This is a genomic window from Aeromicrobium sp., from assembly GCF_036676885.1.
Lineage (GTDB): Bacteria > Actinomycetota > Actinomycetes > Propionibacteriales > Nocardioidaceae > Aeromicrobium.
This window is the reverse complement of sequence record NZ_JAKFCB010000297.1, coordinates 1-24,872: the sequence shown is the minus strand read 5'-3', so window position 1 is coordinate 24,872 and position 24,872 is coordinate 1. Positions and strand designations below refer to the sequence as shown.

Sequence of the window (24,872 nt, the reverse complement as noted above, 5' to 3'; positions counted from 1 at the left end):
CGGCTCAACGACCCGACGCGAGACGGTCAGCTTCGCGCCGTGGCCACCGCCCGGAGCATCTCGCGGGTCTGGCCGACGGTGCGGTCCCACGTGAACGAGGCGCCCCACGCGCGAGCCAGCTCGAGCGTGTCGTCAGGCAGGCCGATGGCCCTGACCATCGCGTCCGCGAGAGAAGCTGCGCTCCAGTCGTTCATCACGACGGCGTGCCCGTCGGCCACCTCCATGGTCGCCGTCTCGGGTCCGATCACGATCGGCTTGCCGAGTGCCATGCCCTCGACGACCGGCAGACCGAAACCCTCGAAGTCGGACGGGAAGACGATCGTGTCGGCCGAGGCCAGCACCCGCTGGAACTCGTCGTCGGGGAGGAAGGGCGCAAGCGTGACGTGCTCGGTGAGTGAGCGCTCGGCGATGATGCCACCGAGCCGCTCGCGGCGGGCGCCGGTCACCCCGAGCATCATCAGCGGGGGCACCGGCTCGTCACGCCCGGCGAGGAGTGCCCACGCGTCGAGGATGAGATCGGGGTTCTTGTTGGTGTGGTGCGCGAACGCCACCGAAGGGCCGCGGCGCGACGGCTCGGGCCACCGCAGGACGTGGTCAGCACCGAGATGTGTGACCGCCGCGGGCTTGTCCCGCGTATCGGCGTGCAGGGCGTGCAGGTCGTCGAGACTGCGCTGGGAGATGGAAAGGAAGCCGTCAGCGAGCGCATACGTGCGCCCGTACGAGACGTGCCGCAGCAGCCGTCGGCCGCGGGTGAACTGCTCCGGTCGCAGCTCGTGCCGCAGGTCGAGGATGACGACGACCAACGGTGCAGCCGGGCGACGCACCGTCGTCGACGGCACCGTGGCGAGCACGACGTCCGGCTCCAGGCGCCGGATCAACCGGTGCATGGCTCCGGTCTGCGCCATCGGCCGGCCGACCGTGCTGGGCTTCCGCACCCGCAGCTCATGACGCACATGACCGGCAGTGTCGTGGGAGGAGCCCGCCGGGACCACGACGTGGAGCTCGTCCTCGGGGTGCACCGCGGACCAGCGTCCGAGCAGGTGGTCGACGTATGTACGGATGCCGCCGTACTCGGCGCACATCGCGTCCACCACGATCTTCACGACCGGACCACCTCCATCGCGTGCCGCACCGGCAAACCGATGCACCGGCGAACGCGGCCACTGTAGACGACGTCGTCGCCCGTTCGGATGTCCGCGAACCGAAGCGCGCAAACATGTGGGTGAGCCTTGTCGAGTTCGTGTAACGTCCACGTCGACCACGCAACCCCTGACGCGCTGGTTGACGCCCCGGAAACGCCCGCAGACTGCCGGGCGCTATCAAGCGGAGGAACTGACTCAATGACCGTATTGGTGACCGGCGCCGGAGGATTCATCGGCGGCCATCTCGTGGCGGACCTTCTGGCGGAGGGCAAGGACGTCCGCGCCGTCGACGTCAAACCTCAGGACGAGTGGTACCAGGTCCACGGCGAGGCCGAGAACATCGTCGCCGACTGCGCCGACATGACCGACGCCCGCAAGATCACGGCCGGGACCGACGAGGTCTTCAACCTCGCGGCCGACATGGGCGGCATGGGCTTCATCGAGAACAACAAGGCCGAGTGCATGCTGTCGGTCCTCACCAGCACCAACGTCCTGGTCGCGGCCCGCGATGCCGGCACCCAGCGCTACTTCTACAGCAGCTCGGCGTGCGTCTACGCCGGCGACAAGCAGACCGATCCCAACGTCACGGCGCTCAAGGAGTCGGACGCCTACCCGGCAGACCCCGAGGACGGCTACGGCTGGGAGAAGCTCTTCAGCGAGCGCATGGCCCGCCACTTCCGCGAAGACTTCGGCATCGAGACGCGCATCGCCCGCTATCACAACGTCTACGGCCCTGAAGGCACGTTCGAGGGCGGCCGGGAGAAGGCGCCCGCCGCGCTGTCCCGCAAGATCGCACAGGCCAAGCTCAGCGGCGACCACACGATCGACGTCTGGGGAGACGGCGAACAGAGCCGCAGCTTCATGTACATCGACGACTGCGTGCGTGGCACCAAGGAGATCCTGGCCGGCGACAACGCCGAGCCGGTCAACCTCGGTTCGTCCGAGCTCGTCACGATCAACCAGATGATCGGGATCCTCGAGGACATCGCCGGCATCACGGTGAAGAAGAACCACGATCTCTCGGCGCCTCAGGGCGTACGTGGGCGCAACTCGGACAACACGATGTTCCACAGCATCTACGGGTGGGAACCGTCGATCTCGTTGCGGGACGGGCTTGAGAAGACGTACAGCTGGATCTACGACCAGCTGAGCGCACGCGCCTAGCGCCGTGAAGCTCATACTTCACGACTTCTCCGGTCACCCCTTCCAGGCGGAGCTGTCCCGCAAGCTCGCCGCCGTCGGTCACCAGGTCGAGCACGTCTCCTGCGACCAGTACGTCAGCGGCAAGGGACACCTCGAGGTTCAGCCCGACGACAGCCCGACCCTGTCGTTCACGGGAAACATGATCGACTTGCCGTTTCAGAAGTACGCGCCGTTGGGGCGGCTCCGCTTCGAGCTCGCCTACGGGAAAGCGTGGATCCAGCAGCTCAAGCTGGCGCAGACTGATGTCGTCATCGCCTGCAATCTTCCGCTGATCTCGATGTACCGGTTCGCGCGTTACGCCAAGCGGGCCAGGCTGCCGTACGTGATGTGGCACCAGGACATCTACAGCGCCGGCCTCGCTGACGAGCTGCGGCGCCGGCTACCTCGACCGTTCGCCAGCCTCGGTGCGCGGGTGTTCGAGCGGATGGAGGCGTTCTGCGCGCGCAACGCCAGTCACGTGGTCGCCATCGGCGAGGCGTTCAGGGATGTCTATCCGGGGTGGAAGGTCGCGCCGGCGAATGTGTCGGTCATTCCCAACTGGGCTCCCCTCGACAAGGTCCGTCCGGCCGACCGCGCCAACCGTCGCTCGGCCGACCTGTTCGACGACGCCGTGACCCTGCGGCTCGTCTATGCCGGGACGCTCGGCCGCAAGCACAACCCAGAGCTGCTCGTGGATGTCCTGCAGGGTGTGCTCGACCTTGACGTGTCGGCGGCAATGGCCGTGATCTCCGAGGGTGAGGGTGCCGACGACCTGAAGGCGCTCGCGCGGAGCCGCAACGTCCCGCTCAGGGTGCTCCCGTTCCAGCCCGCTGAAGACCTCCCCGACGTCCTCGGCTCGGCCGACGTCCTGGTCGCGCTGCTGGAGCCGGACGCCACCAAGTTCTCCATCCCGAGCAAGGTGCTCTCCTACATGGCGGCCGGCCGGCCGATCCTCGGGCTGATGCCCGCGGACAACCCCGCTGCCGTGGACATCGTCGAGAGCGGCGGATTCGTCGCCGATCCGACCGAGGTCGGGGCGAAGGGTGCCAGTGCCTGGCTCGCCAAGCTCTCCTCAGATCCCACGCTCATCGCCGGGATCGGCGAACAGACCCGAGCACAGGCCGAGCGCAAGTTCGACGTCGACAAGGTCGCTGACGACTTCGGCGTGATCCTCGCGAGGGCGGTGTCGGCCTCCCGCGACTAGCTGCGGCGATGCTGTCGGCTCCTGGTCGGCGCCACCAGCGCCCTCAGCGGGCGACTGCGAGGCTTACCGGTGCCTGCGTCGTTGGCCGTCGCGCCACGTGCCGCGTACGTCGAACTCCTCAGGCACGAGCGTGTCGAACACGTCACGGGCGGCCTGGTCGTCGGCGTGGCAGGCGGCGACGTCCCAGAAGTGGTAGCCGTACTGCACCGGCCGGGGCTCGAGCGTACGTGCGTGCTCGGCCGCGTCATGGATGCTCATCTGCCCCAGCGGGTCACCCGCGTTGTCCCAGATGGCGAGCCGGTCGTAGCCCAGCTCGATCAGGTCGTCCCACACCTTGTTGGGGTGCGCGTTGCCGGCCAGACGGGCCAGCGTGGGGTCGAACTCGAAGAACAGGACGGGACGAGTGTCGCGCCAGGCGTGCGCGACGGCAGGAACGATCGCGGGGTCGAACCCGTCGGTGTCGCTCTTCAGGAGTCGCAGCTGGTCGAACTCGGGATACTTCTGGCGGAGCTCCGCTGCGGTGGCCATGGGCTGTGAGCGGTCGCCCGCGATGTCGCTGACGAAACGGGTCGTGCCGTGCTCGCGGACCGGGCTGGCGGCCGACCAGTCGGTGTCGTCGGGGGCCAGCAGCACCTCCGCGACGGCCGCGTTGGGTTCGGAGCCCACATTCGCGCGGAGATACCGGACCCAGTAGGGGTCACCTTCCACGCACAGGACGCGGGCGTCGGTGCGGGCGATCATCTGCAGGGCCGAGTCGCCGATGTTGGCACCGACGTCCATCACGGTGAGCGTCTCGTCGGGCGCCGAGTCCTTGAGGCCGGCGGCGAGCTCGACGAGGTTCTGGCCGTATGTCGGACGCAACCGGGCATAGACCGGGAGCATGTGGGAGCGCGGCATCTCGAGCACCACTCCCTGCACCCGCCGCACGATCTTCTGGTCGCCCAGCAGGCGTCGTTGCGGCATCATGCTGGCGAGGAACCCGAGGGTCTCGTCGCGCTTCGTCATTGGCACAGGGTGAGGCTAGCAAAGGCCGACGCCCCGCCGGAGGTGGAAACGCCACATGCCGCGAGGCCGCCCGGTCGGGCTCGGGTCTGTGCCATGCTGAATCGGTCAAAACCGGACGGGACATCGCAGAGATGGGACGGCATGGAACGAATCGCATCAGCCCGAGGGCTCACGCCTGCACAGCCGCCAGAGGTCTCGACCCTGCGGAGGCGGGTTCGGGTCCTGCGCAAGCGTCTGGACAACCTCGAGGTGCGGCGCGCCCGCATCATGATGAGCCTGCTGCGGGACTCCCCGGTCGACGTCTTGGCGATAGGCGACTCGATGTGGGCGTTCACCGCGCCGTACGACGAGGACCAGCGTCACCTCGGCACGATGATCGCGCATGCCCTCGGACCCGAGACCGTCATGCACGGCGTGGTCGGCGCCGGCTACAACGCCAGGTTGATCGACGCCTACCTCGGTCTGGCGCAGCGCGGCGGCTTCCGTCCGGTCGTCATCGTCCCGCTCACGACCCGACTCGTGACCGTCGCGTGGAGCGAACACCCCAACTATGCCTACCGCGCGGCGGTACGGGCGATCAGCCGCATGCCCGGCGACATCCCGCTCCGCCGCATTCGCAAGGCCGTTCGCGCCTCCTCGCCGGCCGACTTCGAGGCCTACGACAGACTCGAGATCACAGCGTTCGGCGAGACCGCGCCGATAGGTGACTTCCGCCGGCGCCTCAAGCAGCCCGAGCGCTTCGGCCTCGACCGCGAGGGCCGCGAGAAGCTGCTCTACGCGTTCCACCACGGCGAGCGGGTGGGTCCGGACGCGCCGCCTCTCGAGGCGGTCCGGCAGCTGGGGCGGCGGATCGCGAGCATGGGCAGCCCGGTGGTGGCGTATGAGACCGCGGTCCCAGTCATGCGCGGCGAAGAGCTCCACGGGCCGGTATTCCGTACCCAGACCCTGGAGAACCAGAAGTGCGTGCGCGACGCGTTCCAGGAAGGCTTCGGCGACTCCGTCGAGATCTTGCGGACCGGATCGATCTTCTCGTCCTCGGAGTTCATCGACCCCGAGGACGCGAGCGAGCACCTCAACGCCGCGGGCCGACTGCGGCTCACCGAGCTGCTCGTGAACGCTGTCCAGCGGGCCCTCTGACGATGGCCCGAGGCTCGTCGATCGGAGCCGCGGCCAGGATGGTCCGAGTGTCCTCGACGGGTCTCAGACGGATGCGCCGGCCACGCTCCGGTAGAGCGCGGCAGTCGCTTCCGCCGTGCGCTGCCAGGTGAAGTCCCTCGCGCGCGCCCTGCCGGCCTCGATCCAGCGGTCTCGACCAGCCGGGTCCCCCGCGAAGCGGGCGATGGTCGTGGCCAGCGTCTCGTCATCGTCCGGCTCGAAGTACTGCGCGGCCTCGCCACCGACCTCGACAGCGCACGCCATGTTCGCGAGCACCACCGGGCAACCGGCGGCGAACGCCTCCACCGTCGGCAGGCCGAAGCCTTCGTAGCGCGAGGGGAACACCAGGCACATCGCAGCGGCATACAGGCCCGGAAGCTCGGCGTCGCTCGCGGATCGCTGGCTGACCCGGCCGGTCAGTCCCAGGGATGCGATGCGCTCCTGCTCGACGGGGGTCAACGGCGGCCCGACGCAGAGCAGGCGCGGCGCGGTGCCGTTCTCGTCGATCCGCGCGAGCGCGCGGAGCAGGACGTCGAAGTTCTTGTAGAAGTCGCGGGTGCCGACGTAGAGGACGAAGTCCGGCGACTCCCGCCGATCGGGAGTGGCAGCGAAGAATCGAGCGTCGGCTCCCAGTGGGGTGACGACGACCGGCTTGTCGAGGTCGCCGTAGTGAGCGAGGACATCGGCCTTCGTCGACTCCGAGATGCACGCGATGGCATCACACGCCTCGACATAGGCGGACTTGCGCTGCTGTGGGATCGGTCCACGCCCCTCGAAGACCTCGGGAAACAACTCCGGGATCATGTCGTACACCGTGCACACACGCACGGCGGCCGGCGCGCGCAGTCCGTTCGACGAGTACTGGGTGTGGTGCAGGATCTCGGCCTTTTTCACCCGGGGCCCCTGCCGCACCCTGTTCGCCGCGCGCGCAGCTCGCATGCGGTAGCGGGACTCCGGCAGGCGCAGCCGGCGGTAGCGCGGGTCGGCGCGCAGAAGATATTCCGTCTCGATGAAGGTGAACGGCGTGTCCACCTCGATGCCCAGCTCGGGGTTGGTCCGAAACGTGGTGATCAGCTCCGCGAAGTAGCGTGCGGGGCCACCTCGTCGCTGGAACGTGAACAACCGATCGTCGTACGTCACATTCAGCAAGGAAGCTCCTCGGTACGGTGGTCGCATGCCTCAATCCCCCAGAGCCGCTGTCGCCTCGCTGGAGCAGGTGCTGATCCACCGTCGGGTCCGCGGCACGGGCATCATCGTCCCACGCTCGGCCCGACTCGTGGGCATGCCCATCATCCGGGCGTTTCCCGGCTCGACGATCCAGATCGGCGAGCGCTCCGAGCTCGTGTCGACGCCCTCGCGGGCGACGATGGTGCTCAATCACCCGTGCATGGTTCAGACCTACCGCGCCGGCGCACGCATCGACATTGCCAGCGACGTCGGCATGAGTGGAGCCACGATCTGCTCGGTGCTCGGGATCACGATCGGCGCCCGCACGATGCTGGGGGCGAATGTGACCGTCATCGACACCAACTTCCATCCGCTGGCAGCCGAGGGGCGGCGGTTCGCTCCGATCCCCGAGCCCCGTCCTGAGGACGCGGTCGTGATCGGGGCCGACGTGTTCATCGGGGCAGGTGCCTACGTGCTTCCCGGTACGCGCATCGGCGACGGCTCGGTGGTGGCGGCCGCCGCAGTCGTGAAAGGCGAGGTGCCGGCGGGCGTGATCGTCGCGGGCAATCCCGCCCGCGTCGTCAAGACCTTGGTCTGAGCCGGGCCGCGCGGTTCAGCGGTTGGGGCCGGCCGGTCCGTCGGCCAAGTGGGGCTGCTGGCAGTACCAGTCATACGTGTCCTTCAGACCGGTCGCGAGGTCGATCGAGGACTCGAACCCCAGAGCCTGCAGACGCGAGACATCCAACAGCTTGCGCGGCGTGCCGTCCGGCTTGGACGAGTCGTACTCGATGCGCCCGTCCCACCCCACGACATCAGCGACGAGCTGGGCGAGCTCCCCGATCGAGATGTCGATCCCGGTGCCGATGTTGATCGGATTGGGGTCCGAGTAGTTCTCCAGCAAGAACAAGCACGCCCGGGCCAGGTCATCAACATGCATGAACTCACGCAGCGGCTGACCCGTCCCCCAGATCGTCATCGTCTCGGCCCCCGACATCTTCGCCTCGTGAGCACGCCGAATCAGAGCCGGCAGGACGTGAGACGTCGCCAGGTCGAAGTTGTCGTTGGGACCATACAGATTCGTCGGCATCGCCGAGATGAAGTTCAACCCGTACTCGCGACGAATCGCCTGAACCTGCAAGATGCCGGCGATCTTGGCGATCGCGTACGCATCATTGGTGGGCTCCAGCGGCCCCGTCATCAAGGATTCCTCCCGGATGGGCTGCTCAGCGAACTTCGGATAGATGCAGCTCGACCCGAGGAACAGCAACCGCTCCACGCCACTCTTCTGCGCCGCATCCAGCACATTGACCTGCACCCGAAGGTTCTCCGAGATGAACTCGGCCGGATAGGTCGAATTGGCCAGGATGCCACCCACCCGCGCCGCAGCCATCACGACGACCTCGGGCCGCTCGGCCTCGAAGAACGCCATCGTCGCGTCACGATCACAAAGATCCAGCTCCGAGGACGTACGACCGATCAGGTTCTCGAAGCCAGCAGCCTCCGCTGCCCGCCACACTGCCGAACCAACCAGACCACGATGACCCGCGACATAGAACCGCGACGACCTTTCGATCTCAGCGACCACGCTGGGCACTCCTCGATAGTGAAACCGCGACGGCCACAACAATACCGGCGCCCGCGGCAGTCGTGGCAATCGACATCCGGGAAGGACTCACGCCGGGTAGCCGAGTCGCTCGACGAGCCCCGGCACCACGTTCTCGACCGCCTCGTAGTGCTCGGCGCCGAACAGCTCACGGAAGCTCTGCCGGGTCACCCGGTAGTGGGAGTCGGCGCCAGGGGCCCGGCGCGCGAGATCCTGGCGTTGCAGCGCCTCGCGCGACGTCTCGTCCAGCACTTGCGCGAGCTCGCCGTCGGAGAGGTTCACGCCGCAGTGGGCGAGGATCTTCGGCACGGTGGCCTCCGGATCGGCGCTGATGTCTTCCAAGCGCCACGTCGCGACGCGCTCGTCCGCGACGTCGACCCAGGTGGCCATGTCTCGGAAGTGGTGCGCGCTCTCCTGCAGCGAGTAGAGCAAGCCTTCCTCGACCGACATCGAGCTCATCTTCTCGCGACGCTCGGCGAGGCCCAGCATGTCTGGATGCGCGCCGAAGGACGCGAAATAGCCCGACACGACGATGTCGCGAGGGTCGCGGAACACATACACCGTGCGGTGCGAGTACGGCTTGGGGAGGCTCGCGTACGCCGGGTACGAGAGGTAGACGCCGGGCACGAACGTCGCAGCGGGGAAGGCTCGGCGGCGACCTCGGTAGTACGCGAACTGGGGCAGAGTGAACAGTCCGGTGTGGGCTCGCACGATCGGGTGGTCGAAGAGAGCCTTGGTCCACTGGCTGCCGGCCTTGGGGCAGGACGCGGCGTAGACGTTCGCGATGTCCGGCAGATCCCCTCGCGCCGCGAGGTAGCGACCGCGAGCATGAGCCGCCGCATGCGCACCACGCTTGACCGTGGTTCGTGCCGGTGCCCAGTTGACCGATGTGGTCACGAGGTCTCGAACATGAGTGGGGAAGCTACGTTCTGCGGTCACGTATCTTGCCTTTCTCCTGGTCGGCCGACGGCGCGTCAGGTGGCGTCAGGTTACCCGACCTGCGCATCCGGACTCGACCGATCCCGCGGAACAACCAGAGCGCCGTGCACAATGGTGCTGGCGACTCAGGCTGGGTCGCCAGGGAGGCAGGTCGGTGAGCAACCTCGACGAGGTGCATGGTCGCACCCGCGACCGCGCGGTCGTACACGCAGCCGGAGCCGCGGTTGTCTCCCGCCTGGTGATGGCCCTGGCGTTGCTGCTCACGCTTGCCATCGCCGCTCGTGCCTTGTCACAGTCAGAGGTCGGCGTCGTCGTCGTGCTGACAACGCTCGCCGTGTTCCTGGGCTTCGGTGACTTCGGTCTCGGGGCGTTGCTGATGACCCGTCTGCCGGCCGTGCACGCGCGCGACGACACGAAGGCCGCCCGCTCTCTCGTCGGGACCACGTTCAGCACCCTCATGGGCACCGGGGCGATCTTCCTCGCCGCCGGCGCCATCGGCGCGTACGTCCTGCCGTGGCCGAGCCTGCTCGGAGCCGAGCACCTGCCGCAGGGATCTCTCCGCCTGGCGGTCCTCATCGTGTTCATCTGTGGCGGTCTCTCGATCCCCGCCAGCATCGGCGCCCGGATCCTGGCGGCGATGCAGTGCGGATACGTCGTGCACGTGTGGAATGCCGTCAACAGCATCGTCGTCCTGGTGCTGGTGTCGGCCTTCTCGTTCTCCGACGCGCCGTCCTGGCTCTACGTGCTGGCGATCGCCGGCACGCCGACGGTCTTCGCGATCCTGCAGACGGCATGGGTCTTCTGGCGCCGGTTCCCGCACCTGCGGCCACAATCGCTGGCGGTCTCGCTCGGCACGGCCCTGGCGCTGATCCGGTCCGGTGGCTTGTTCGCGATCATGAGCATCTGCACGGTGATCTCGTACAACATCGACTCGCTCGTGGTCTCCTCGATCCTCGGTGCCGCTGACGCCGCCGTGTTCTCCTTGGCGGCGCGGATGTTCATCCTCGTGGGCGGCACCCTCAGCCTCGCCGGCCAGCAGATGTGGCCGGCCCTCGCCGACGCGATCACCCGAGGGCACGTCGACTGGGCGCGCTCGCGCTACCGCCGGACTCTCGTCGTGTCGACGTCGATCAACGCCTTCGCCTGTCTCGTCCTGGTCGTGCTGGGCCAGTGGCTGTCGGTGATCTGGGTCGGCGAGTCGCTCAAGCCGACCATGCCACTCCTGATCGCGCTCGGCGTCTACACCGTGGTGTCCACGTTCGTCACGCAGTCCGTCTACCTGCTCGCGGCAGTCGAGAAGGTCAAGGCGATCGCCCTTCTGGGCGTGGTGATGACCGTCGTCAACCTGGTGCTGTCCATCGTGCTCACGCACCACGTCGGCATCACCGGCCCGATCCTCGGGAGCCTCGCGGCCCTCGTGCTCGTCCTGGCGGGCCCGGTGATCGTCCTCACCCAGCGCGAGTTCAGCAGGCTCACGATCCACGATCCCGCCGGCGCGGGCGAGGCCGAAGCGTCCTCCACACCGCCGGGAGACGAGCGTGCGGCGATGCCGCGCGGATGACGCCGTCTCCGCAGCATAGGGTTTGTCAGATGAACGCCATGAAGTATCCATGTCGGGCTTGCGGGCACGAGCTCGAATGCGTGGTGCGTCTGCCCGTGCGCCGGGTGCCGACGGACCTCTACCGTTGCGAACGATGTGGCCTCTACGAGTTCCCCGAGCCTGACTGGCTCGATGCCGCCTACGCAGACCCGATCGCAGCCATCGACGTCGGCATCCTGACGCGCAGCCTCTACGCGGCGCGGGTCACCGAAGCGGTGGTACGCGCCGAGAAGCTCGGCCGTCGCCGACACCTCGACTACGGCGGCGGGTACGGGCTGCTGACTCGGCAGCTGCGCGACCGCGGCATCGACATGTACCACCAGGATCCGCTCGCCGAGAACCTGTTCGCGCAGACCTTCGAGGGCGAGATCGAGGGCGACTACGGTGCAGTCACGCTGATCGAGGTGCTCGAGCACCTCTCGGACCCGCTGGAGCTGATCGAGACACTGTCACGGCACGCGGAGCTGATCATCGTCTCGACGGTCCTGGTGCCCGACCCGATCGAGGACATCACGGACTGGTGGTACCTGATCCCTGACCTCGGGCAGCACATCACCTTCTACACACCGGCCGCACTGACGGCAATCGCCGACCGGGTCGGCATGCAGGTGGTCACCAATGGCTTGAACCTGCATGTCTTCTCACGCCGGCCACTGAGCCGGACGTCCGAACGCGTGATCAAGGATGTGCGCTACGCGCGATTCGTGGCGCGGGCACTCCGCATGCGTGACAGGGCAAAGCCCCTGACCGACGTGGATGCCGAGTCGGCGCTGGCGACCTTGAGTCAAGAGACCGCGAACACTCAGGTCGACGTCCAACGCGACGAGGTGTAGGCGGGCCACGGCTCGACGACCGTTTCAGAAACCAGAGAGGCTTCGTGCCTCTCGTTCATCATTAGGGGTTCCGTTGGCCAGTGCAGGTCCTGCCATTTCCATCCTCACGCCGTCGTACAACGCCGGCGACTATCTCGTCGACGCAGTGCGGAGCGCACTGGAGCAGATGCGTGCTGACGACGAGCTCCTGATCCAGGACGCCGGTTCGACGGACGGTTCGATCGAGCGGATCGCCGCCGAGTTCGCCGCCTACCCACAGCTCAAGATCGTGAGCGAACCCGACGACGGGCAGGCCGACGCCCTCAACCGGGCTCTGCGCCGCGCCGGCAATCCGGTGATGGGCTGGCTCAACGCCGACGACCTCCTGCACCCGGGCGCGTTGGACGCCGTCCGCCGAGCATGGGAGCTTCACCCGGAGGTGAAGGTGGTCTTCGGGTCCTGGTACATCCTTGCTGCCGACGGAACGCTGCTGCGGCACAAGGTCCCCACCACGTTCGAGCCCATGAGCTTGTTGTGGCGGCCGACGGTCTTCTCTGGCGCGATCTTCGCCAAGACCGACGCCGTTCGCGAGGTGGGCGGTTTCGACGCAGGCCTCTACTTCGTCATGGATGGTGACCTCTGGATGCGTCTGGCTCAGCTGCGCTCGGCCGTCCAGATCCCCGAGACGCTGGCCGGCTTCCGTTGGTACACGGGCAGCAAGACCGGCGGCATGGACGCGGCGCTGCTGCGCGAGGGGATGGTCTACCGCCGCCGCTACGCCGTCGGACTCCGCGGAAAGGCACTGTCCTACGTCGCGTTCGTCGGCGACTGCCTCTGGTTTCTCGCCGTTCCCCTGCGCAAGGCGTCGTGGTACTCGAACTGGCGCCTTCGCAGATCCGCCCGAACCAGGCCGGAGCCCGCGGGTCGCGGATAGTCGCTCGAGCCGGGCGCGGTTCAGCGCTGCCCGGCCCGTCGAGAGGCGGCACGCCCGGCACAGGATCGTCAGCGGTCCAGGTAGGAGACGTGCTCCTCGACACCCGTCCGCACGCGTAGCTGGTCGACGGCGACCATCTCGTGCACCAGTTCCTCGAACGTCACGCTCGGCGACCAGCCCAGCAGGTCGCGGGCCTTGCTGGCGTCGCCGCTGAGACCTGGTGCATCGGCCTTGCGAAGCAGCGCCGCGTCCTGCTCGACGTACTTCCACGGATCGTCGATCTCCACCGCCGCGAATGCCGTCTCGAGCAGCTCTCCCAGCGTGTGGAGCTGCCCAGTGGCGATCACGTAGTCCGTGGGAGTCTCCTGGCGGAGCGCCGCATGCATCGCGATGACGTAGTCGCGGGCGGGACCCCAATCCCGTGACACGTCGAGGTTGCCCAGCGCGACGGTGTCGCGCATACCTTCGCCGATCTCGGCCGCAGCGCGGGTGATCTTGCGGGTCACGAACTGCGTGGGCCGCAACGGGCTCTCGTGGTTGTAGAGGATCCCGATGCAGGCGAACAGGCCGCCCTCCCGCGCGCGAACCGTGGCATCGTGGGCCCGGCTCTTGGACTCGGCGTACGGGTTCTGTGGATCGTGCGGCGTGAGCTCGTCCTGCAGGTTGGGGGCATCCGGGCCGAACACCTCGGAGCTGGACGCCTGGAAGAACCTGACGCCCGCACACCGTGCCAGTGACCCGAGCATGTGGTCGACAGCAACCGTGTTGACGTCGAACACCAGGGCGGGGTCATCCCAGCTCGAGCTCACCGATGTGAATCCGGCGAGGTTGTAGACCTCGTCGGGCACGTACGTCTTCAGCAGCCGGTCGAATCCCGGGCCATCGCGCAGGTCGTGCTCCTCGATGACCACGCCGTGCAGATAGGGACGCAGCGTCGATGGTTTACCGGGCTGGGTCGTCCCCACGACGCGATAGCCCGCGGACCTCAAGTGCCGCGCCAGCAGCACACCGTCCTGGCCTGTGACCCCCGTGATCAGGGCGGTCTGCGTCACGCCCGCGACGACTCGTACAGCTCGATGTCAGCGTCAACCATGAGGCGGGCGAGCTGCTCGGTGCCGGTCTCGGCCTTCCAGCCGAGCAGATCGTTGGCCTTTGCCGGGTCGCCGAGCAGAGCGTCGACCTCGGTGGGTCGCTCGTACCGTTCGCTGTACTTGACGTAGTCCTGCCAGTCGAGCCCGGCGTGCGAGAACGCCATCTCACAGAACTCGCGGACCGTGGTCCCGGTGCCGGTCGCGAGGACGAAATCGGTCGGCTCGTCGTGCTGGAGCATCCGCCACATCCCCTCGACGTACTCCTTGGCGTATCCCCAGTCGCGGACCGCGTCGATGTTGCCGAGCACCAGATCGTCCTGCGTGCCGGCCTTGATGCGTGCCACGGCGCGCGTGATCTTGCGAGTCACGAAGGTCTCGCCGCGGCGCGGCGACTCGTGGTTGAACAGGATGCCCGAGACGGCGAACATGTCGTACGCCTCGCGGTAGTTGACCGTCACCCAGTGGGCGTAGAGCTTGGCGGCGCCGTAGGGCGACCGCGGGTAGAACATCGTCTTCTCGTCCTGGGGCGGGGGCGTCGCCCCGAACATCTCGGACGTCGACGCCTGGTAGAAGCGGGTCTCGAGCTTCGCGGCACGGATCGCCTCGAGCAGCCGGATGGTGCCGATGCCGTCGGCCGACGCGGTGTACTCGGGCATCTCGAACGACACCTTGACGTGGCTCTGGGCGGCGAGGTTGTAGACCTCATCGGGCCGGATCTCACGGATCAGGTTGACCAGGCTCACACCATCGGTCATGTCGCCGTAGTGGAGGAAGAGCCGCTTGGCAGCCTCAGGATCATTGTCGTGGATCGGGTCGATACGACCGCGATTGAACGACGACGATCGGCGTACGAGGCCGTGGACCTCGTACCCCTTGGCGAGCAGGAGCTCGGCGAGGTAGGAGCCGTCCTGGCCTGTGATCCCTGTGATGAAAGCGCGCTTCATGTACCGTCCTGTGGTCGAGGTGTGGCTCAGTCTACGGACGCGGGGCCGAGTCGATGCACGCAACTGCCCTACTCGTCCAGGAGCGCGTCGACCGCCTCCATGACGGCAGCGGGATCGAGGTCGATGTCGGCCTGAATTTTGTTCATCGGATCACCCGGACCGTGCCTCGACGCGCCGGCGTCCATCAGGTAGCGGTGGTCCACGTCGGGGATGCCCTGGGTGATGGCCCAGAAGCACGAGTTGACGTAGTTCGAGGCGAACAGCTCCAGCACGCGGGTGCCGGGACTGACGAACAGCAGGTTGGTCAACGCGGCTCCGTGCGGAGCGACGACCACCTCGGCGGCGGCGAACACGTCGATCTGCTCCTGCGCAGACAACTGGCCGGGATTCACGCTGACAAAGCCGCGCGGCTCCAGCAGAGCCAGCAGTTCTGCCTCCCTGACCAATCGCCTGGTGTTGGGCCGGTCACCGCGAGTGACGTAGATGCGGCGGGGCTTGTCGTCGAGGTGCTTCGGTGGCAGGCGCGAGCGAAGCCACGTCACCGTGGCCGTCGGCGCGACCTCCATGCGATTGGGAAGGGACGGGACGACCAGGTGATCAGCGCGGACGGCCCGATCGTTCGCGGCGGGAATGATCCGATAGCCGTCGAGACCTGCCAGCTCGAGGAACGTGCGCTGGTATGCGGTGCCCGCCGGCACGTAGAGCGCGTCAGCGCGTCGGCCCGGCATCGTGTCCTCGAACACGCCGAACCTCGGAAGCACGTCGAGCAGGAAGTGAAAGTAGTTGTGGCTGCCCCCGCGGCTCGCCAACGCGACCACCGTGCCATCGACGTCCTCGATGGGGGGAAGCCGCCTGCGAAGGAACAGCGGATGCTCCTTCCATCCCGAGAGGCCGAAGTACTCGCTCGTCTCGTAGTCGAGGATCCCACCCGGCGTGATGTTGGCGCCGTAGTCACCCACCACGATGCCCCGCTGGATCTCGAGGGAGAATCGGGGAGCCACGTCGAACGTGGTCTTCCGAGCGAAGACCCAGTGCTCGGGCGGAGTACCCGTCGCGACCACCCGGCGGATCGACTCGCCTTCCGCAAGGCGGTGGAGTGACACGGCGCCGGGCTCGAGTGCCACGGTCTGGTCAGCCGACTCGGTACCGCGCCTCGGCAGGGCTCGAGCGCCGTACAACCATCCGGTGCAACGCCCGACAACGCCCGACACCAGGGACGCAAGGCGATGCAGACGTTTCACGAATGGCCACAGCGGCTGGAGCCGGGAGGGAAGCCGCGTCATTCGCGGCCGCCAAGCCGCGCGGTCAAGCCGGACTGCCCATCGGGTCTCGCGACAGCCATGCCATGCCAAGACGCGGAAGGAACTTCTCACGGTGCACGACCGACAGCCCGGCTTCGGCGAAGAAGTCCTCGAGCTCTTCCCACGAGTGCCCGGGCAGGTCGTGATACTCGAGCACCACCCGTCGGACGCCTGCCCAGTCCTCGGGTCGCGACCCCAGAACCATGTCGTACTCGCCGCCCTCCGTGTCGATCTTGACCAGGTCGACCGGCCGGCCACTGATACTCAGCACGTCAGCCATCGCCACGCTCGGCACGGTCACCCGGCGCACGCCTTCCTTGAGGTGCAGCACACCGTTGTGCCCGCTCGCTGCGCCATTGTCGGCCAGCTCGAGCTCGCCGGCCACGGCCTGCACGGCACGGTTGTTGACGTGGACCCGATCAGCGAGACCGTTGTCGTCGATGTTGCGACGCAGGTAGACCGACGTCGAAGGCGAGGCCTCGTAGGCATCGACGCGGGCACCGGGATGGCGATGCGCGAACGCGATGGAGAAGCAACCGACATGCGCTCCGATGTCCAGCGCCACCGGCTCGTCACCGAGATCCGCGGTGAACCAGGCCAAGCGGTACTCGTCCTCGACGAGGATCTCGTAGACCGGGACGCGAGCGCCCGCGCGGTTGGGGATCGTCGCGACGGCCCCGTCACGGCCCCGGAATGTGATCTCACTCGGTTGGCCGGTGGCCGACTGCCTGGCCATGTCGAGGAGAAGGCGGGGACCGTTGTCGAAGGCGGCGATGGTCTGACGCATCCGCCGGAAGGCCAGGGGAATGTTGCGAGCCATCTCGGAGAGCCTTTCATTGGGGCACGAGGCGCGCCACGGCACAGACAGGGCTGTCATCGTACGACAGGCGTGAACGTCACCCGGCGCAACTCTCGTGGGACTCTGCGTCACCCGGCACCGTGCGTCGACCGGGTTCGATGGACGGCGAGTTCGGCCGTCAGCTAGGTTTCCGGTCATGATCCCCAACCCGGCCCCTGACGTACCGAGCCCACCCAAGCGGGTGCTGGTGACCGGAGGTGCCGGGTTCATCGGCTCGCACCTGACCCGGCGGTTGCTCGACCAAGGGCACGACGTGCTCGTCGTGGACAACTTCTATTCGAGCACCCGAGCGAACGTGTACGACCTGCTCGACGAACCGCGCTTCGAGCTGATGCGGCACGACGTCACCTTCCCGCTCTACGTCGAGGTCGACGAGATCTTCCACCTCGCCTGCCCGGCCTCGCCGGTGTTCTACCAGCGCGACCCGGTGATGACGACCAAGACCTGCGTGCACGGCACGATCAACATGCTCGGTCTGGCCAAGCGCACCGGCGCGAAGATCCTGCTCGCGTCGACCTCGGAGGTCTACGGCGACCCTGCCGTGCACCCGCAGGAGGAGTCGTACTGGGGCAACGTGAACCCGATCGGCCTTCGCTCCTGCTACGACGAGGGCAAGCGCTGTGCCGAGACGCTCTTCTTCGACTACCACCGCCAGCACGACCTGCCGATCAAGGTCGCCCGGATCTTCAACACCTACGGCCCGAACATGATGCCGAACGACGGACGGGTGGTCTCCAACTTCATCATGCAGGCGCTCAACGGCGACGACCTCACGGTCTTCGGTGACGGCGAGCAGACACGGTCGTTCTGCTACGTCGACGACCTGGTCACCGGCCTGATCGCGCTGATGGACAGCCCGCGTGAGGTCACCGGGCCGATCAATCTCGGGAATCCCGGGGAGTTCACGATGCTCGAGCTCGCCGCGAAGATCATCGAGCTCGTCGGCAGCGGCAGCAAGCTCGTCCATGAGCAGCTGCCCACCGACGACCCGGTACGCCGCAGGCCCGACATCGAGCAGGCGCGGCGGGTGCTGGGCTGGAGTCCGACGATCGCTCTCGACGAGGGCCTGGAGCCGACCGTGGAGTACTTCCGCCGATTGGTGAAGGCGTGACCCACGCGGCTGCATGAGCCGTGGGCTGTCGGGCCTGTGCCGCCGAACGCGCGCAGTGACCGTCGGTACCGGCGAGCCTCGCTACGGCTACCGCGAGCTCTCGAGATGTTCTCGCACGGCTGCGGCCACGGCGGTCATGCCCGCTGCCCGGGGATGAAGCACCATGCCGTCGCCATCGCGTTGCACGGTCCGTCCGTTCACCCATGCGTCGGCGCCGTCGCAGATCCCGTGGCCGGCCGCCAGACGACGCATCGTCACGAATCCGACACCGGCTTCCTCGGCGACGTCGCTCAGGTTGTCCTCGATCGCGCGCTCGGCATCGAACACAGCCTCGGCCTTCCCGGGATCGAGGACGGGGGCGGAACAGGTGCTGGGTTCGGGGACGAGCGGCAGGTAGCCGACGAGGACGATGGTGGCCCGGGGCGCCTTCGCGCGGATCGTGCGCAGCGTGGCGAGCACCTGGCCACGCTGGGTCGGCAGCATCGATGGCATCGTGCCGTCGACAAAGTCGCGACAGGGCTTGGCCGCCACCTGAGGGCCGGTCACGCACACGTTGAAGAGCTTCGACGCAAGCAGGCCGTTGTTGAACCCGATCCCGATCGTGACGAGGTCGGTCTGCCTGTTGATCGCGGCGGTCTGCGCCTTGGCCGACTGGACGTCGAGATCATCGGCCGGTACGTCCTGCATGACCTGGGTCGTCGACGCGCCTGCGCAGCTCACGTCGTCGAACTTCGAGACGGCGAGCTGTTCGGCGAGCAGGTGGGGATAGTTGCGCTCCGACCTGAGGCAGATGTCCGAGTCGGATTGCCCGGGTGAGATGCCTGGCCCCGACGTGAACGAGTCGCCCATGGCGACGTAGTGACGGATCGTGCTGGGATCACCGGTCGGAGTCGTCCGCGAGGTGGAGGAATCGGACCCCTGGCATGCGGTCAGGATCGCAAGCAGTCCGATCATCCCCGAGAGCACGAGCTTGTGTGATGATCGCGCCATGCCGACATGCTAGCGGCGCACCGCCCCGGCCAGGTCCTGGGCTCAGTGCGCGAGCGGCGAGGCCTCGGCCCCGCGGGTAAACGCCTGCGAGGCGTACATCAGCCACTGGTGAACGCCCGTGGGCTCGCCGCCCGCGTATGCCGTCAGGGCGGCGCGGTAGCCGTCGGGCTCGGCGGCGTGGCCGGCCTCGGGAACCGTGACGGACGCCGGGTCGACCCCCTTGGCGACGAGCACGAGCCGTTCGGCGGCCCGGCCCACGACGGCGTTGTGCGTCGCGAACGCCCCGGCGACGGCGATCTCGGCATGCACCAGCGCAGCCACCACGAGACCCGGAGCCTCGGTCGGCTCGCCCAGCATCGCGGCGAGCGCGGTCAGGCGGGCGACACCCTCGGGGTTGACCGGGCGGCCGAGGTCGATGTCGTCGACAGAGCCCGCGGCAGCGATGGCGTGCATACGCGCAAGCGCCTGGACCGGTGAGTGCTGCCACACCGGCAGCAGGCCGAGCAGCTCAGTTGACAGCCGGACGGCCCCGCGAGCGACCTCATCACCACCGCCCGCCGCGAGCACCTCGACGTCGTACGTGCTGCCCTCGAGCGACGCGGTGGCCGCGGCGCCCAGCAGCAGCGAGTGCGCGGTGTCCTCGGGCGTGCTGCGGCGCAGGCCGCGGTCGCGCAGCATCGAGTCGATGCCGTCGCGAGTGCCGGCGTAGGTCGAGGGGATGCCCTCGAGCAGGGCAGCCGAGATGAACGGATCGGACACGCCCGAAGCGTACCGGCCGCCCCTCACCCCGACCGGTAGCCTGAGGAAGATGAACGACTCCCCCGAAGATCGCACCGCCAAGTGGCTGGTCGGGGACCGTTTGGCGTGCGTCCTTCACCTCGGTGACACGTCACTCGCCTATCAGCTGGCCGAACAGGGCCACGAGGTCGTCGTCGCGGGGGACGACGTCACCGCGAGCCGCCACGAGGACATCCAGTACGTCCGAAGCCGGGGCGAGCGGCTGCCGTTCCTGGCCGGCGCGTTCGACGTCGTGATCGCGCCCGAGCTACGTGAGGCACCCACCGCGCTCGCCGAGTATGCACGCGTGCTTCGGCCCGACGGGCTGCTGTCGACGATCTCGCAGCACTACGACGACTCGATCCCATGGATGCGCAAGCTCCGGGAGATCACCGGCGACCGCGGCGCGGCGGCCACCCCCGTCGACACGTTCAGCGCCTCGGGTCTGTTCCACGAGCCCGAGACGCAGGAGTTCGGCACGTGGGAGAAGCTCGACCTGCCCGGCCTGATGCGCTTCGCCGAGGCAACGCGGCACCCGTCCGTCGCCCAGTCCTCGCTGTCGCAGGTGCGCGAGCTGTTCATGAGCTACGGAGCCCAGACCGGCTTCCTGCGCATGCGCCACGAGACATTCTGCGTACGCGCCAAGGTCGACAAGTCGAGCATGGAGCAAGAGGTCGAGCCGCCTGACACGCTGCTGCTCGACTTCCGCTGACGAAACGCGCGCGGGTCCCGAATTTGTCCGTCTCGGTTCTTATCGTGGTGAATGAGGGAAGGAGGGCTGACATGCGAAACTCACTGGCACTGATCGGACTCGCGATGGTGTGCGAGACCTGCGACGGCGAGATCGACCTGCCCGAGGACCTCGAGTCGGGCACCGGCATCTGCCGTCAGTGCGGCATCGCGTTCCTCGTCGACGCCCCCTACGAGGCGGCCCGGGCCTCACGCCGCAGCGCCTGAGCGCATCCGCCCACCGGCGACCTAGAATTGTGCGGTGAAGTTCCTCAACGATCTGCAGCCCGCGTACGACCTGACCTACAACGACGTGTTCATGGTCCCGGGGCGGTCCAGCGTCACGAGCCGGTTCGACGTCGACCTCTCGACGTCAGACGGCGTCGGCACGACGTTGCCGCTCGTCGTCGCCAACATGACCGCGATCTCCGGCAGGCGCATGGCCGAGACCATCGCGCGACGCGGTGGCATCGCGATCATCCCGCAGGACATCCCGCTCGACATCGTCGCGGCGACGATCCAGCGGGTGAAGGCCGCGCACACGGTCTACGACACCCCCGTCACGGTCGGCTCGTCGACGACGGTGGGCGAGGCGATGAGCCTGATCCCCAAGCGGGCACACGGAGCGGTCGTCGTGGTCGAGGACGGCAAGGTGCTCGGCATCGTCAGCGAGAGCGACGGCGCAGAGATCGATCGCTTCGCGCAGGTCCACGAGGTCATGACGACCGACATCCTGACGTTCGACGCCGGCACCGATCCGCATACCTGCTTCGACGAGATGTCCGCGCACCACATCGACTTCGCGCCGGTGCTCGACGGCGGGCAGCTCGTCGGGGTGCTGACCCGCAAGGGCGCGCTGCGCTCGACGATCTATCAGCCCGCGGTCGACGCATCCGGCGCCCTCGTGATCGGCGCAGCGGTGGGCATCAACGGTGACGTCTCCGGCAAGGCCACGGAGCTGCTCGGCATGGGCATCGACGTGCTGGTGGTCGACACCGCGCACGGCCACCAGGAGAAGATGCTCGAGGCGCTGCCCGTCGTCGTCGCCGCCCGCGACGCGTACGAGTCGACGTCGGGCCATCGTGTCCCGATCGCCGCCGGCAACGTCGTGTCGGCCGACGGCGTGCGCGACCTGGTCGCCGCCGGCGCCGACATCGTCAAGGTCGGCGTGGGGCCCGGCGCGATGTGCACGACGCGCATGATGACCGGTGTCGGTCGGCCGCAGTTCTCCGCGGTCCTCGAGTGCGCCGCGGCCGCCCGTGAGCTCGGCGCGCACGTATGGGCCGACGGTGGCGTCCGCTACCCCCGCGACGTCGCCCTGGCGCTGGCCGCCGGTGCCGCCAGCGTCATGGTCGGCTCGTGGTTCGCGGGCACGCTCGAGAGCCCCGGCGACCTCAAGGTCGGCCCCGACGGGCGGCCGTACAAGGAGTCGTTCGGCATGGCGTCGGCCCGCGCGGTGTCCAACCGCACGCGCGACGCCGCCGGGTTCGAGCGGGCCCGCATGGCCCTGTTCGAGGAGGGCATCTCGTCGTCACGCATGTTCCTCGACCCCGATCGTCCCGGCGTCGAGGACCTCGTCGACGCGATCACGGCCGGCGTACGGTCGAGCGCGACGTACGCCGGGGCTCGCTCGCTCACGGAGTTCCACGAGCGCGCGATCGTCGGCGTGCAGAGCTCGGCAGGCTACGAAGAAGGACGCCCACTGCACGCGAGTTGGTAGTAGGCGGCCGCGGTTCGAGGCCGCCTGCTCGCTTCGCCCGTCATGGCCGGGTCAACGGCTCGGGTTGGCTAGTTCGGTGCCGTTGCGGACTCGTGGAGGCGGATACCGTCGAGGATCAGGCTGAGGCCGAGCTCGAACGACTCGGCGCCGGCCCGGTCGAGCGGCTCGTCATCGATCGCGCCGACGCTGTTGGCCTGCAGATGGGTCTGCTCGTCCGAGACGTGGCCGAACACGAAGTAGAGGATCGTCGTCGCGGCCGACCGCGCGAAGGCCTCGTCGAAGCCGCCCACCGAGATCGCGCCCGCGAGCCGGCTGTTGAGCGACACCGCGCCGAGTCCGAAGGCGTGGACCGTCGCGATCAGCTCGGCACCATCGCGGTAGGCCAGCATCGCGTCGCGCAGCTCACGGCTCACCGCGAGGACCTGCCGGTCCCACGGCTCGTCCGCGGGCAGCGGGCGAGCACCGCGCGCCAGCAGCTCGTCGGCGACCGCGGCGAGGAGCACCTGCTTGTTGGCGAAGTGGTGGTAGAGCGCGCTGGGCTGGAGCCCCAGCTCCGAGGCGATGCGGCGCATCGACATGTCCGGCAGCCCGTACATGTCGAGGATCCCGACAGCGCGTTCGACGATGTCGGAACGGTGATAGCGCACGCGGGCCTCCGGCTCGAATTGACGGTCTGTCCAGCCTATAGGCTAGCCTGAACGCCGTTCACCTGAGCATCGTTCAGGTACGTCCTCAGGAGACCCATGCCCAGCATCATCTCGTCGCGCAAGCAGGCCGTGTCCACGACCGACCTCGCGCTCATCGCCACCTTCGCCGCCCTGATCGCGGTGTGCACGATCATCGGCGGCTTCAGCGTCACCGGCGTCGGCGTCCCGTTCACGCTCCAGATGTTCGGCATCTTCCTCGCCGGCGCAGTGCTCGGCGCCAGGCGTGGGTTCCTCGCCGTGCTCCTCTACCTCGCGGTCGGCACGGCCGGCGTGCCGATCTTCGCCGAGAGCCACGGCGGTCCGTCGGTGTGGGTCGGCGTCACCGCCGGCTACCTGCTCGCCTTCCCGATCGCGGCGTTCATCGTCGGGCTCGTCGCGAGTCGCGTGGGACGCACCAACCCGGCTGCATTCACAGTTGCGGTCTCGATCGCCGCGGCGATCGTCACGATCGCCGTCGTCGGAACGCTCGGCACGATCGGCATGGCCCTCAAGCTCGACGTCAGTCTCAAGGTGGCCTGGGGCTATGCCACTCCGTTCTTCGTCGCCGACATCATCAAGGGCGTCCTGGCCGCAGTCGTCGCGGCCGCGGTCCATCGGGCGTTCCCGCAGCTGGTCGCCAAGCGCTGAGCGTGACGCCTGCGATCCAGCTCGACGAGGTCGTCGTCTCGGTAGCCACTCCGGGCGGCGACCTCACGCTTCTGCAGTCCACGACGCTGAGCCTCACCGAGCGACGGATCGCCCTGATCGGCAGCAACGGCTCCGGGAAGTCGACCCTCGCGCGCCTGCTCAACGGGCTCGTCGAGCCGAGCAGCGGCCGCGTCACGGTCAACGGCCTCGACACCAGCCGTGACGGAGCGGCGGTACGTCGTCAGGTGGGCTTCGTGTTCACCGACCCGGGCGCTCAGCTCGTGATGCCGACGTGCGTCGAGGACATCGCCCTGTCCCTCCGCCGCACGGTCAAGGACAAGAAGGAGCGGCTCGCGAAGGCGCGCGAGATCCTCGCGGGGATCGACCTCATCGACAAGGCCGACACCAGCGTGCACACCCTCTCCGGCGGCCAGAAGCAGCTGCTCGCCCTGGCCGGCGTCCTTGCGACGGATCCGGAGATCCTCGTCGCCGACGAGCCGACCACGCTGCTCGACCTGCGCAACACGGGACTGATCGCCGACCGGCTGTTCGCACTCCGGCAACAGCTGATCCTGGTGACGCACGACCTCGATCTGGCGCTGCGCTGCGAGCGCGCACTCGTCATCGACGACGCCCGCGTGGCGTTCGACGGTCCACCTGCCGACGCCGTCGCGTACTACCGCCACCAGGTCGCCAGATGAGCCAGTTCCTGATCGGCAGCTACCGGCCGGGCAGGACCCTGGTGCACCGGATCCCCGCCGGCCCGAAGTTGGGCCTGCTCGCCGCGTTCAGCATCGCCACGGTCGTCGTCCCCGGCGTGTGGACCGCGCTGGGATTCCTCGGATTCGCCGCGCTGCTCTCCGCCTGGGTACGCATGCCGTTGCGAGCGACCCTGCGAGCCGTGCGGCCACTGCTGCTCGTCATCGTTCTGGTCACGGCGTTCCAGGTCTGGCAGCGCGGCTGGCCGACGGCGATCCACGTCGTAGCCGGCTTGCTGGCCGTGGTCATCGCCGCCCTGGTCTTCACCGCGACGACGTCGATCGACTCGATGCTCGACGCGATCGTGCGCGGCCTGGGCCCGTTCCGCCGCGTGGGCGTCAATCCCGAACGTGTCGCCCTGGCGTTCTCGCTCATGATCCGGGCAATCCCGGGCATCCTCGAGATCGCCCACGAGACACGGGCCGCCGCGAAGGCTCGTGGTCTCGAACGAAGTCCGCGGGCGCTGCTCGTCCCGATGGCGATCCGCACGGTCGCCCATGCGTACGACACCGGC

The 24,872-nt window shown here is 68.1% G+C and carries 26 protein-coding genes; 14 read left to right on the top strand and 12 right to left on the bottom strand.

Annotated features, from left to right (window positions below):
* Positions 1 to 26 precede the first annotated feature (26 nt).
* Positions 27 to 1,103 (bottom strand): glycosyltransferase family 4 protein, encoded by a 1,077-nt coding sequence (locus V6M46_RS13510; RefSeq protein ID WP_332666024.1) that lies wholly within the window; start codon positions 1,101 to 1,103, stop codon positions 27 to 29.
* 237 nt (positions 1,104 to 1,340) lie between these two features.
* Between V6M46_RS13510 and V6M46_RS13505 the strand changes: the two genes are divergently transcribed.
* Both V6M46_RS13505 and V6M46_RS13500 read left to right on the top strand, forming a co-directional pair.
* Positions 1,341 to 2,306: an NAD-dependent epimerase/dehydratase family protein gene (locus tag V6M46_RS13505; protein WP_332666022.1), complete on the top strand. Its 966-nt coding sequence runs from the start codon at positions 1,341 to 1,343 to the stop codon at positions 2,304 to 2,306.
* 4 nt (positions 2,307 to 2,310) lie between these two features.
* On the top strand, positions 2,311 to 3,528 hold the full coding sequence (locus V6M46_RS13500; protein ID WP_332666020.1) for a glycosyltransferase family 4 protein: 1,218 nt from the start codon (positions 2,311 to 2,313) through the stop codon (positions 3,526 to 3,528).
* A 63-nt stretch (positions 3,529 to 3,591) separates the two neighbouring features.
* Here V6M46_RS13500 and V6M46_RS13495 read toward each other — a convergent pair whose 3' ends face one another.
* Entirely contained in the window at positions 3,592 to 4,533 is a 942-nt protein-coding gene (locus V6M46_RS13495; RefSeq protein ID WP_332666018.1) for an FkbM family methyltransferase, read from the bottom strand.
* Positions 4,534 to 4,674: 141 nt separating this feature from the next.
* Between V6M46_RS13495 and V6M46_RS13490 the strand changes: the two genes are divergently transcribed.
* Positions 4,675 to 5,670: a hypothetical protein gene (locus tag V6M46_RS13490; RefSeq protein WP_332666015.1), complete on the top strand. Its 996-nt coding sequence runs from the start codon at positions 4,675 to 4,677 to the stop codon at positions 5,668 to 5,670.
* Positions 5,671 to 5,733: 63 nt separating this feature from the next.
* Here V6M46_RS13490 and V6M46_RS13485 read toward each other — a convergent pair whose 3' ends face one another.
* Complete coding sequence (locus V6M46_RS13485) at positions 5,734 to 6,828, bottom strand: glycosyltransferase family 4 protein (protein WP_332666041.1); 1,095 nt, start codon at positions 6,826 to 6,828, stop codon at positions 5,734 to 5,736.
* 34 nt (positions 6,829 to 6,862) lie between these two features.
* On the opposite strand from V6M46_RS13485, the gene V6M46_RS13480 reads away from it, so the two are divergent.
* A complete protein-coding gene (locus V6M46_RS13480) occupies positions 6,863 to 7,453 on the top strand; it encodes an acyltransferase (protein ID WP_332666013.1) in 591 nt (196 codons plus the stop codon).
* Between the two features lie 15 nt (positions 7,454 to 7,468).
* Here the strand turns inward: V6M46_RS13480 and V6M46_RS13475 are convergent, their stop codons facing one another.
* Entirely contained in the window at positions 7,469 to 8,440 is a 972-nt protein-coding gene (locus V6M46_RS13475) for a GDP-L-fucose synthase family protein (RefSeq protein WP_332666010.1), read from the bottom strand.
* Positions 8,441 to 8,527: 87 nt separating this feature from the next.
* The gene (locus tag V6M46_RS13470) at positions 8,528 to 9,355 is read right to left on the bottom strand and encodes a sulfotransferase domain-containing protein (RefSeq protein ID WP_332666007.1); all 828 of its coding nucleotides are present in this window, start codon (positions 9,353 to 9,355) and stop codon (positions 8,528 to 8,530) included.
* Between the two features lie 196 nt (positions 9,356 to 9,551).
* Here V6M46_RS13470 and V6M46_RS13465 point away from each other — a divergent pair, with 196 nt between their 5' ends.
* The 3 genes from V6M46_RS13465 to V6M46_RS13455 all read left to right on the top strand — a co-directional run bounded on the left by V6M46_RS13465 (position 9,552) and on the right by V6M46_RS13455 (position 12,743).
* Complete coding sequence (locus V6M46_RS13465; protein WP_332666004.1) at positions 9,552 to 10,958, top strand: lipopolysaccharide biosynthesis protein; 1,407 nt, start codon at positions 9,552 to 9,554, stop codon at positions 10,956 to 10,958.
* Between the two features lie 80 nt (positions 10,959 to 11,038).
* Complete coding sequence (locus tag V6M46_RS13460) at positions 11,039 to 11,830, top strand: class I SAM-dependent methyltransferase (RefSeq protein ID WP_332666001.1); 792 nt, start codon at positions 11,039 to 11,041, stop codon at positions 11,828 to 11,830.
* 73 nt (positions 11,831 to 11,903) lie between these two features.
* Entirely contained in the window at positions 11,904 to 12,743 is an 840-nt protein-coding gene (locus V6M46_RS13455; protein ID WP_332665998.1) for a glycosyltransferase, read from the top strand.
* A gap of 68 nt (positions 12,744 to 12,811) precedes the next feature.
* On the opposite strand, the gene V6M46_RS13450 is transcribed toward V6M46_RS13455, so the two are convergent.
* The 4 genes from V6M46_RS13450 to V6M46_RS13435 all read right to left on the bottom strand — a co-directional run bounded on the left by V6M46_RS13450 (position 12,812) and on the right by V6M46_RS13435 (position 16,899).
* Positions 12,812 to 13,795: a GDP-mannose 4,6-dehydratase gene (locus V6M46_RS13450; protein WP_332665995.1), complete on the bottom strand. Its 984-nt coding sequence runs from the start codon at positions 13,793 to 13,795 to the stop codon at positions 12,812 to 12,814.
* Positions 13,792 to 14,778: a GDP-mannose 4,6-dehydratase gene (gmd, locus tag V6M46_RS13445; protein WP_332665992.1), complete on the bottom strand. Its 987-nt coding sequence runs from the start codon at positions 14,776 to 14,778 to the stop codon at positions 13,792 to 13,794. The genes V6M46_RS13450 and gmd overlap by 4 nt, the downstream gene beginning before the upstream one ends.
* 68 nt (positions 14,779 to 14,846) lie before the next feature.
* The gene (locus V6M46_RS13440) at positions 14,847 to 15,902 is read right to left on the bottom strand and encodes a glycosyltransferase family 61 protein (protein WP_332665989.1); all 1,056 of its coding nucleotides are present in this window, start codon (positions 15,900 to 15,902) and stop codon (positions 14,847 to 14,849) included.
* A gap of 181 nt (positions 15,903 to 16,083) precedes the next feature.
* A complete protein-coding gene (locus tag V6M46_RS13435; RefSeq protein WP_332665987.1) occupies positions 16,084 to 16,899 on the bottom strand; it encodes an FkbM family methyltransferase in 816 nt (271 codons plus the stop codon).
* A gap of 175 nt (positions 16,900 to 17,074) precedes the next feature.
* Between V6M46_RS13435 and V6M46_RS13430 the strand changes: the two genes are divergently transcribed.
* On the top strand, positions 17,075 to 18,049 hold the full coding sequence (locus V6M46_RS13430) for a UDP-glucuronic acid decarboxylase family protein (protein ID WP_332665984.1): 975 nt from the start codon (positions 17,075 to 17,077) through the stop codon (positions 18,047 to 18,049).
* Between the two features lie 87 nt (positions 18,050 to 18,136).
* Here the strand turns inward: V6M46_RS13430 and V6M46_RS13425 are convergent, their stop codons facing one another.
* On the bottom strand, positions 18,137 to 19,039 hold the full coding sequence (locus V6M46_RS13425; protein ID WP_332665980.1) for an SGNH/GDSL hydrolase family protein: 903 nt from the start codon (positions 19,037 to 19,039) through the stop codon (positions 18,137 to 18,139).
* Positions 19,040 to 19,081: 42 nt separating this feature from the next.
* The gene (locus V6M46_RS13420; protein ID WP_332665977.1) at positions 19,082 to 19,798 is read right to left on the bottom strand and encodes an oxidoreductase; all 717 of its coding nucleotides are present in this window, start codon (positions 19,796 to 19,798) and stop codon (positions 19,082 to 19,084) included.
* Between the two features lie 49 nt (positions 19,799 to 19,847).
* Between V6M46_RS13420 and V6M46_RS13415 the strand changes: the two genes are divergently transcribed.
* The 3 genes from V6M46_RS13415 to V6M46_RS13405 all read left to right on the top strand — a co-directional run bounded on the left by V6M46_RS13415 (position 19,848) and on the right by V6M46_RS13405 (position 22,265).
* Positions 19,848 to 20,528, top strand: coding sequence for a class I SAM-dependent methyltransferase (locus tag V6M46_RS13415; RefSeq protein ID WP_332665974.1), 681 nt, complete (start codon positions 19,848 to 19,850; stop codon positions 20,526 to 20,528).
* Positions 20,529 to 20,599: 71 nt separating this feature from the next.
* On the top strand, positions 20,600 to 20,773 hold the full coding sequence (locus V6M46_RS13410; protein WP_332665971.1) for a hypothetical protein: 174 nt from the start codon (positions 20,600 to 20,602) through the stop codon (positions 20,771 to 20,773).
* Between the two features lie 34 nt (positions 20,774 to 20,807).
* Positions 20,808 to 22,265: a GuaB1 family IMP dehydrogenase-related protein gene (locus V6M46_RS13405; RefSeq protein WP_332665968.1), complete on the top strand. Its 1,458-nt coding sequence runs from the start codon at positions 20,808 to 20,810 to the stop codon at positions 22,263 to 22,265.
* A 68-nt stretch (positions 22,266 to 22,333) separates the two neighbouring features.
* On the opposite strand, the gene V6M46_RS13400 is transcribed toward V6M46_RS13405, so the two are convergent.
* Entirely contained in the window at positions 22,334 to 22,912 is a 579-nt protein-coding gene (locus tag V6M46_RS13400; RefSeq protein WP_332665966.1) for a TetR/AcrR family transcriptional regulator C-terminal domain-containing protein, read from the bottom strand.
* A 96-nt stretch (positions 22,913 to 23,008) separates the two neighbouring features.
* Between V6M46_RS13400 and V6M46_RS13395 the strand changes: the two genes are divergently transcribed.
* The 3 genes from V6M46_RS13395 to V6M46_RS13385 all read left to right on the top strand — a co-directional run.
* Complete coding sequence (locus tag V6M46_RS13395; protein ID WP_332665964.1) at positions 23,009 to 23,599, top strand: biotin transporter BioY; 591 nt, start codon at positions 23,009 to 23,011, stop codon at positions 23,597 to 23,599.
* Between the two features lie 2 nt (positions 23,600 to 23,601).
* Positions 23,602 to 24,300: an energy-coupling factor ABC transporter ATP-binding protein gene (locus tag V6M46_RS13390; protein ID WP_332665961.1), complete on the top strand. Its 699-nt coding sequence runs from the start codon at positions 23,602 to 23,604 to the stop codon at positions 24,298 to 24,300.
* The coding region (locus tag V6M46_RS13385; protein ID WP_332665956.1) for an energy-coupling factor transporter transmembrane component T family protein at positions 24,297 to 24,872 on the top strand (576 nt) is incomplete at its 3' end. The genes V6M46_RS13390 and V6M46_RS13385, both read left to right, overlap by 4 nt.

What these genes read in the sequence shown, in the direction of transcription:
- V6M46_RS13505 (WP_332666022.1), top strand. Translation starts at nt 1,341, where the DNA reads ATGACCGTATTGGTGACCGGCGCCGGAGGATTCATCGGCGGCCATCTC.
- V6M46_RS13495 (WP_332666018.1), bottom strand. Translation starts at nt 4,533, where the DNA reads ATGACGAAGCGCGACGAGACCCTCGGGTTCCTCGCCAGCATGATGCCG.
- V6M46_RS13490 (WP_332666015.1), top strand. Translation starts at nt 4,675, where the DNA reads ATGGAACGAATCGCATCAGCCCGAGGGCTCACGCCTGCACAGCCGCCA.
- V6M46_RS13480 (WP_332666013.1), top strand. Translation starts at nt 6,863, where the DNA reads ATGCCTCAATCCCCCAGAGCCGCTGTCGCCTCGCTGGAGCAGGTGCTG.
- gmd (WP_332665992.1), bottom strand. Translation starts at nt 14,778, where the DNA reads ATGAAGCGCGCTTTCATCACAGGGATCACAGGCCAGGACGGCTCCTAC.
- V6M46_RS13435 (WP_332665987.1), bottom strand. Translation starts at nt 16,899, where the DNA reads ATGGCTCGCAACATTCCCCTGGCCTTCCGGCGGATGCGTCAGACCATC.
- V6M46_RS13430 (WP_332665984.1), top strand. Translation starts at nt 17,075, where the DNA reads ATGATCCCCAACCCGGCCCCTGACGTACCGAGCCCACCCAAGCGGGTG.
- V6M46_RS13425 (WP_332665980.1), bottom strand. Translation starts at nt 19,039, where the DNA reads ATGGCGCGATCATCACACAAGCTCGTGCTCTCGGGGATGATCGGACTG.
- V6M46_RS13415 (WP_332665974.1), top strand. Translation starts at nt 19,848, where the DNA reads ATGAACGACTCCCCCGAAGATCGCACCGCCAAGTGGCTGGTCGGGGAC.
- V6M46_RS13410 (WP_332665971.1), top strand. Translation starts at nt 20,600, where the DNA reads ATGCGAAACTCACTGGCACTGATCGGACTCGCGATGGTGTGCGAGACC.
- V6M46_RS13395 (WP_332665964.1), top strand. Translation starts at nt 23,009, where the DNA reads ATGCCCAGCATCATCTCGTCGCGCAAGCAGGCCGTGTCCACGACCGAC.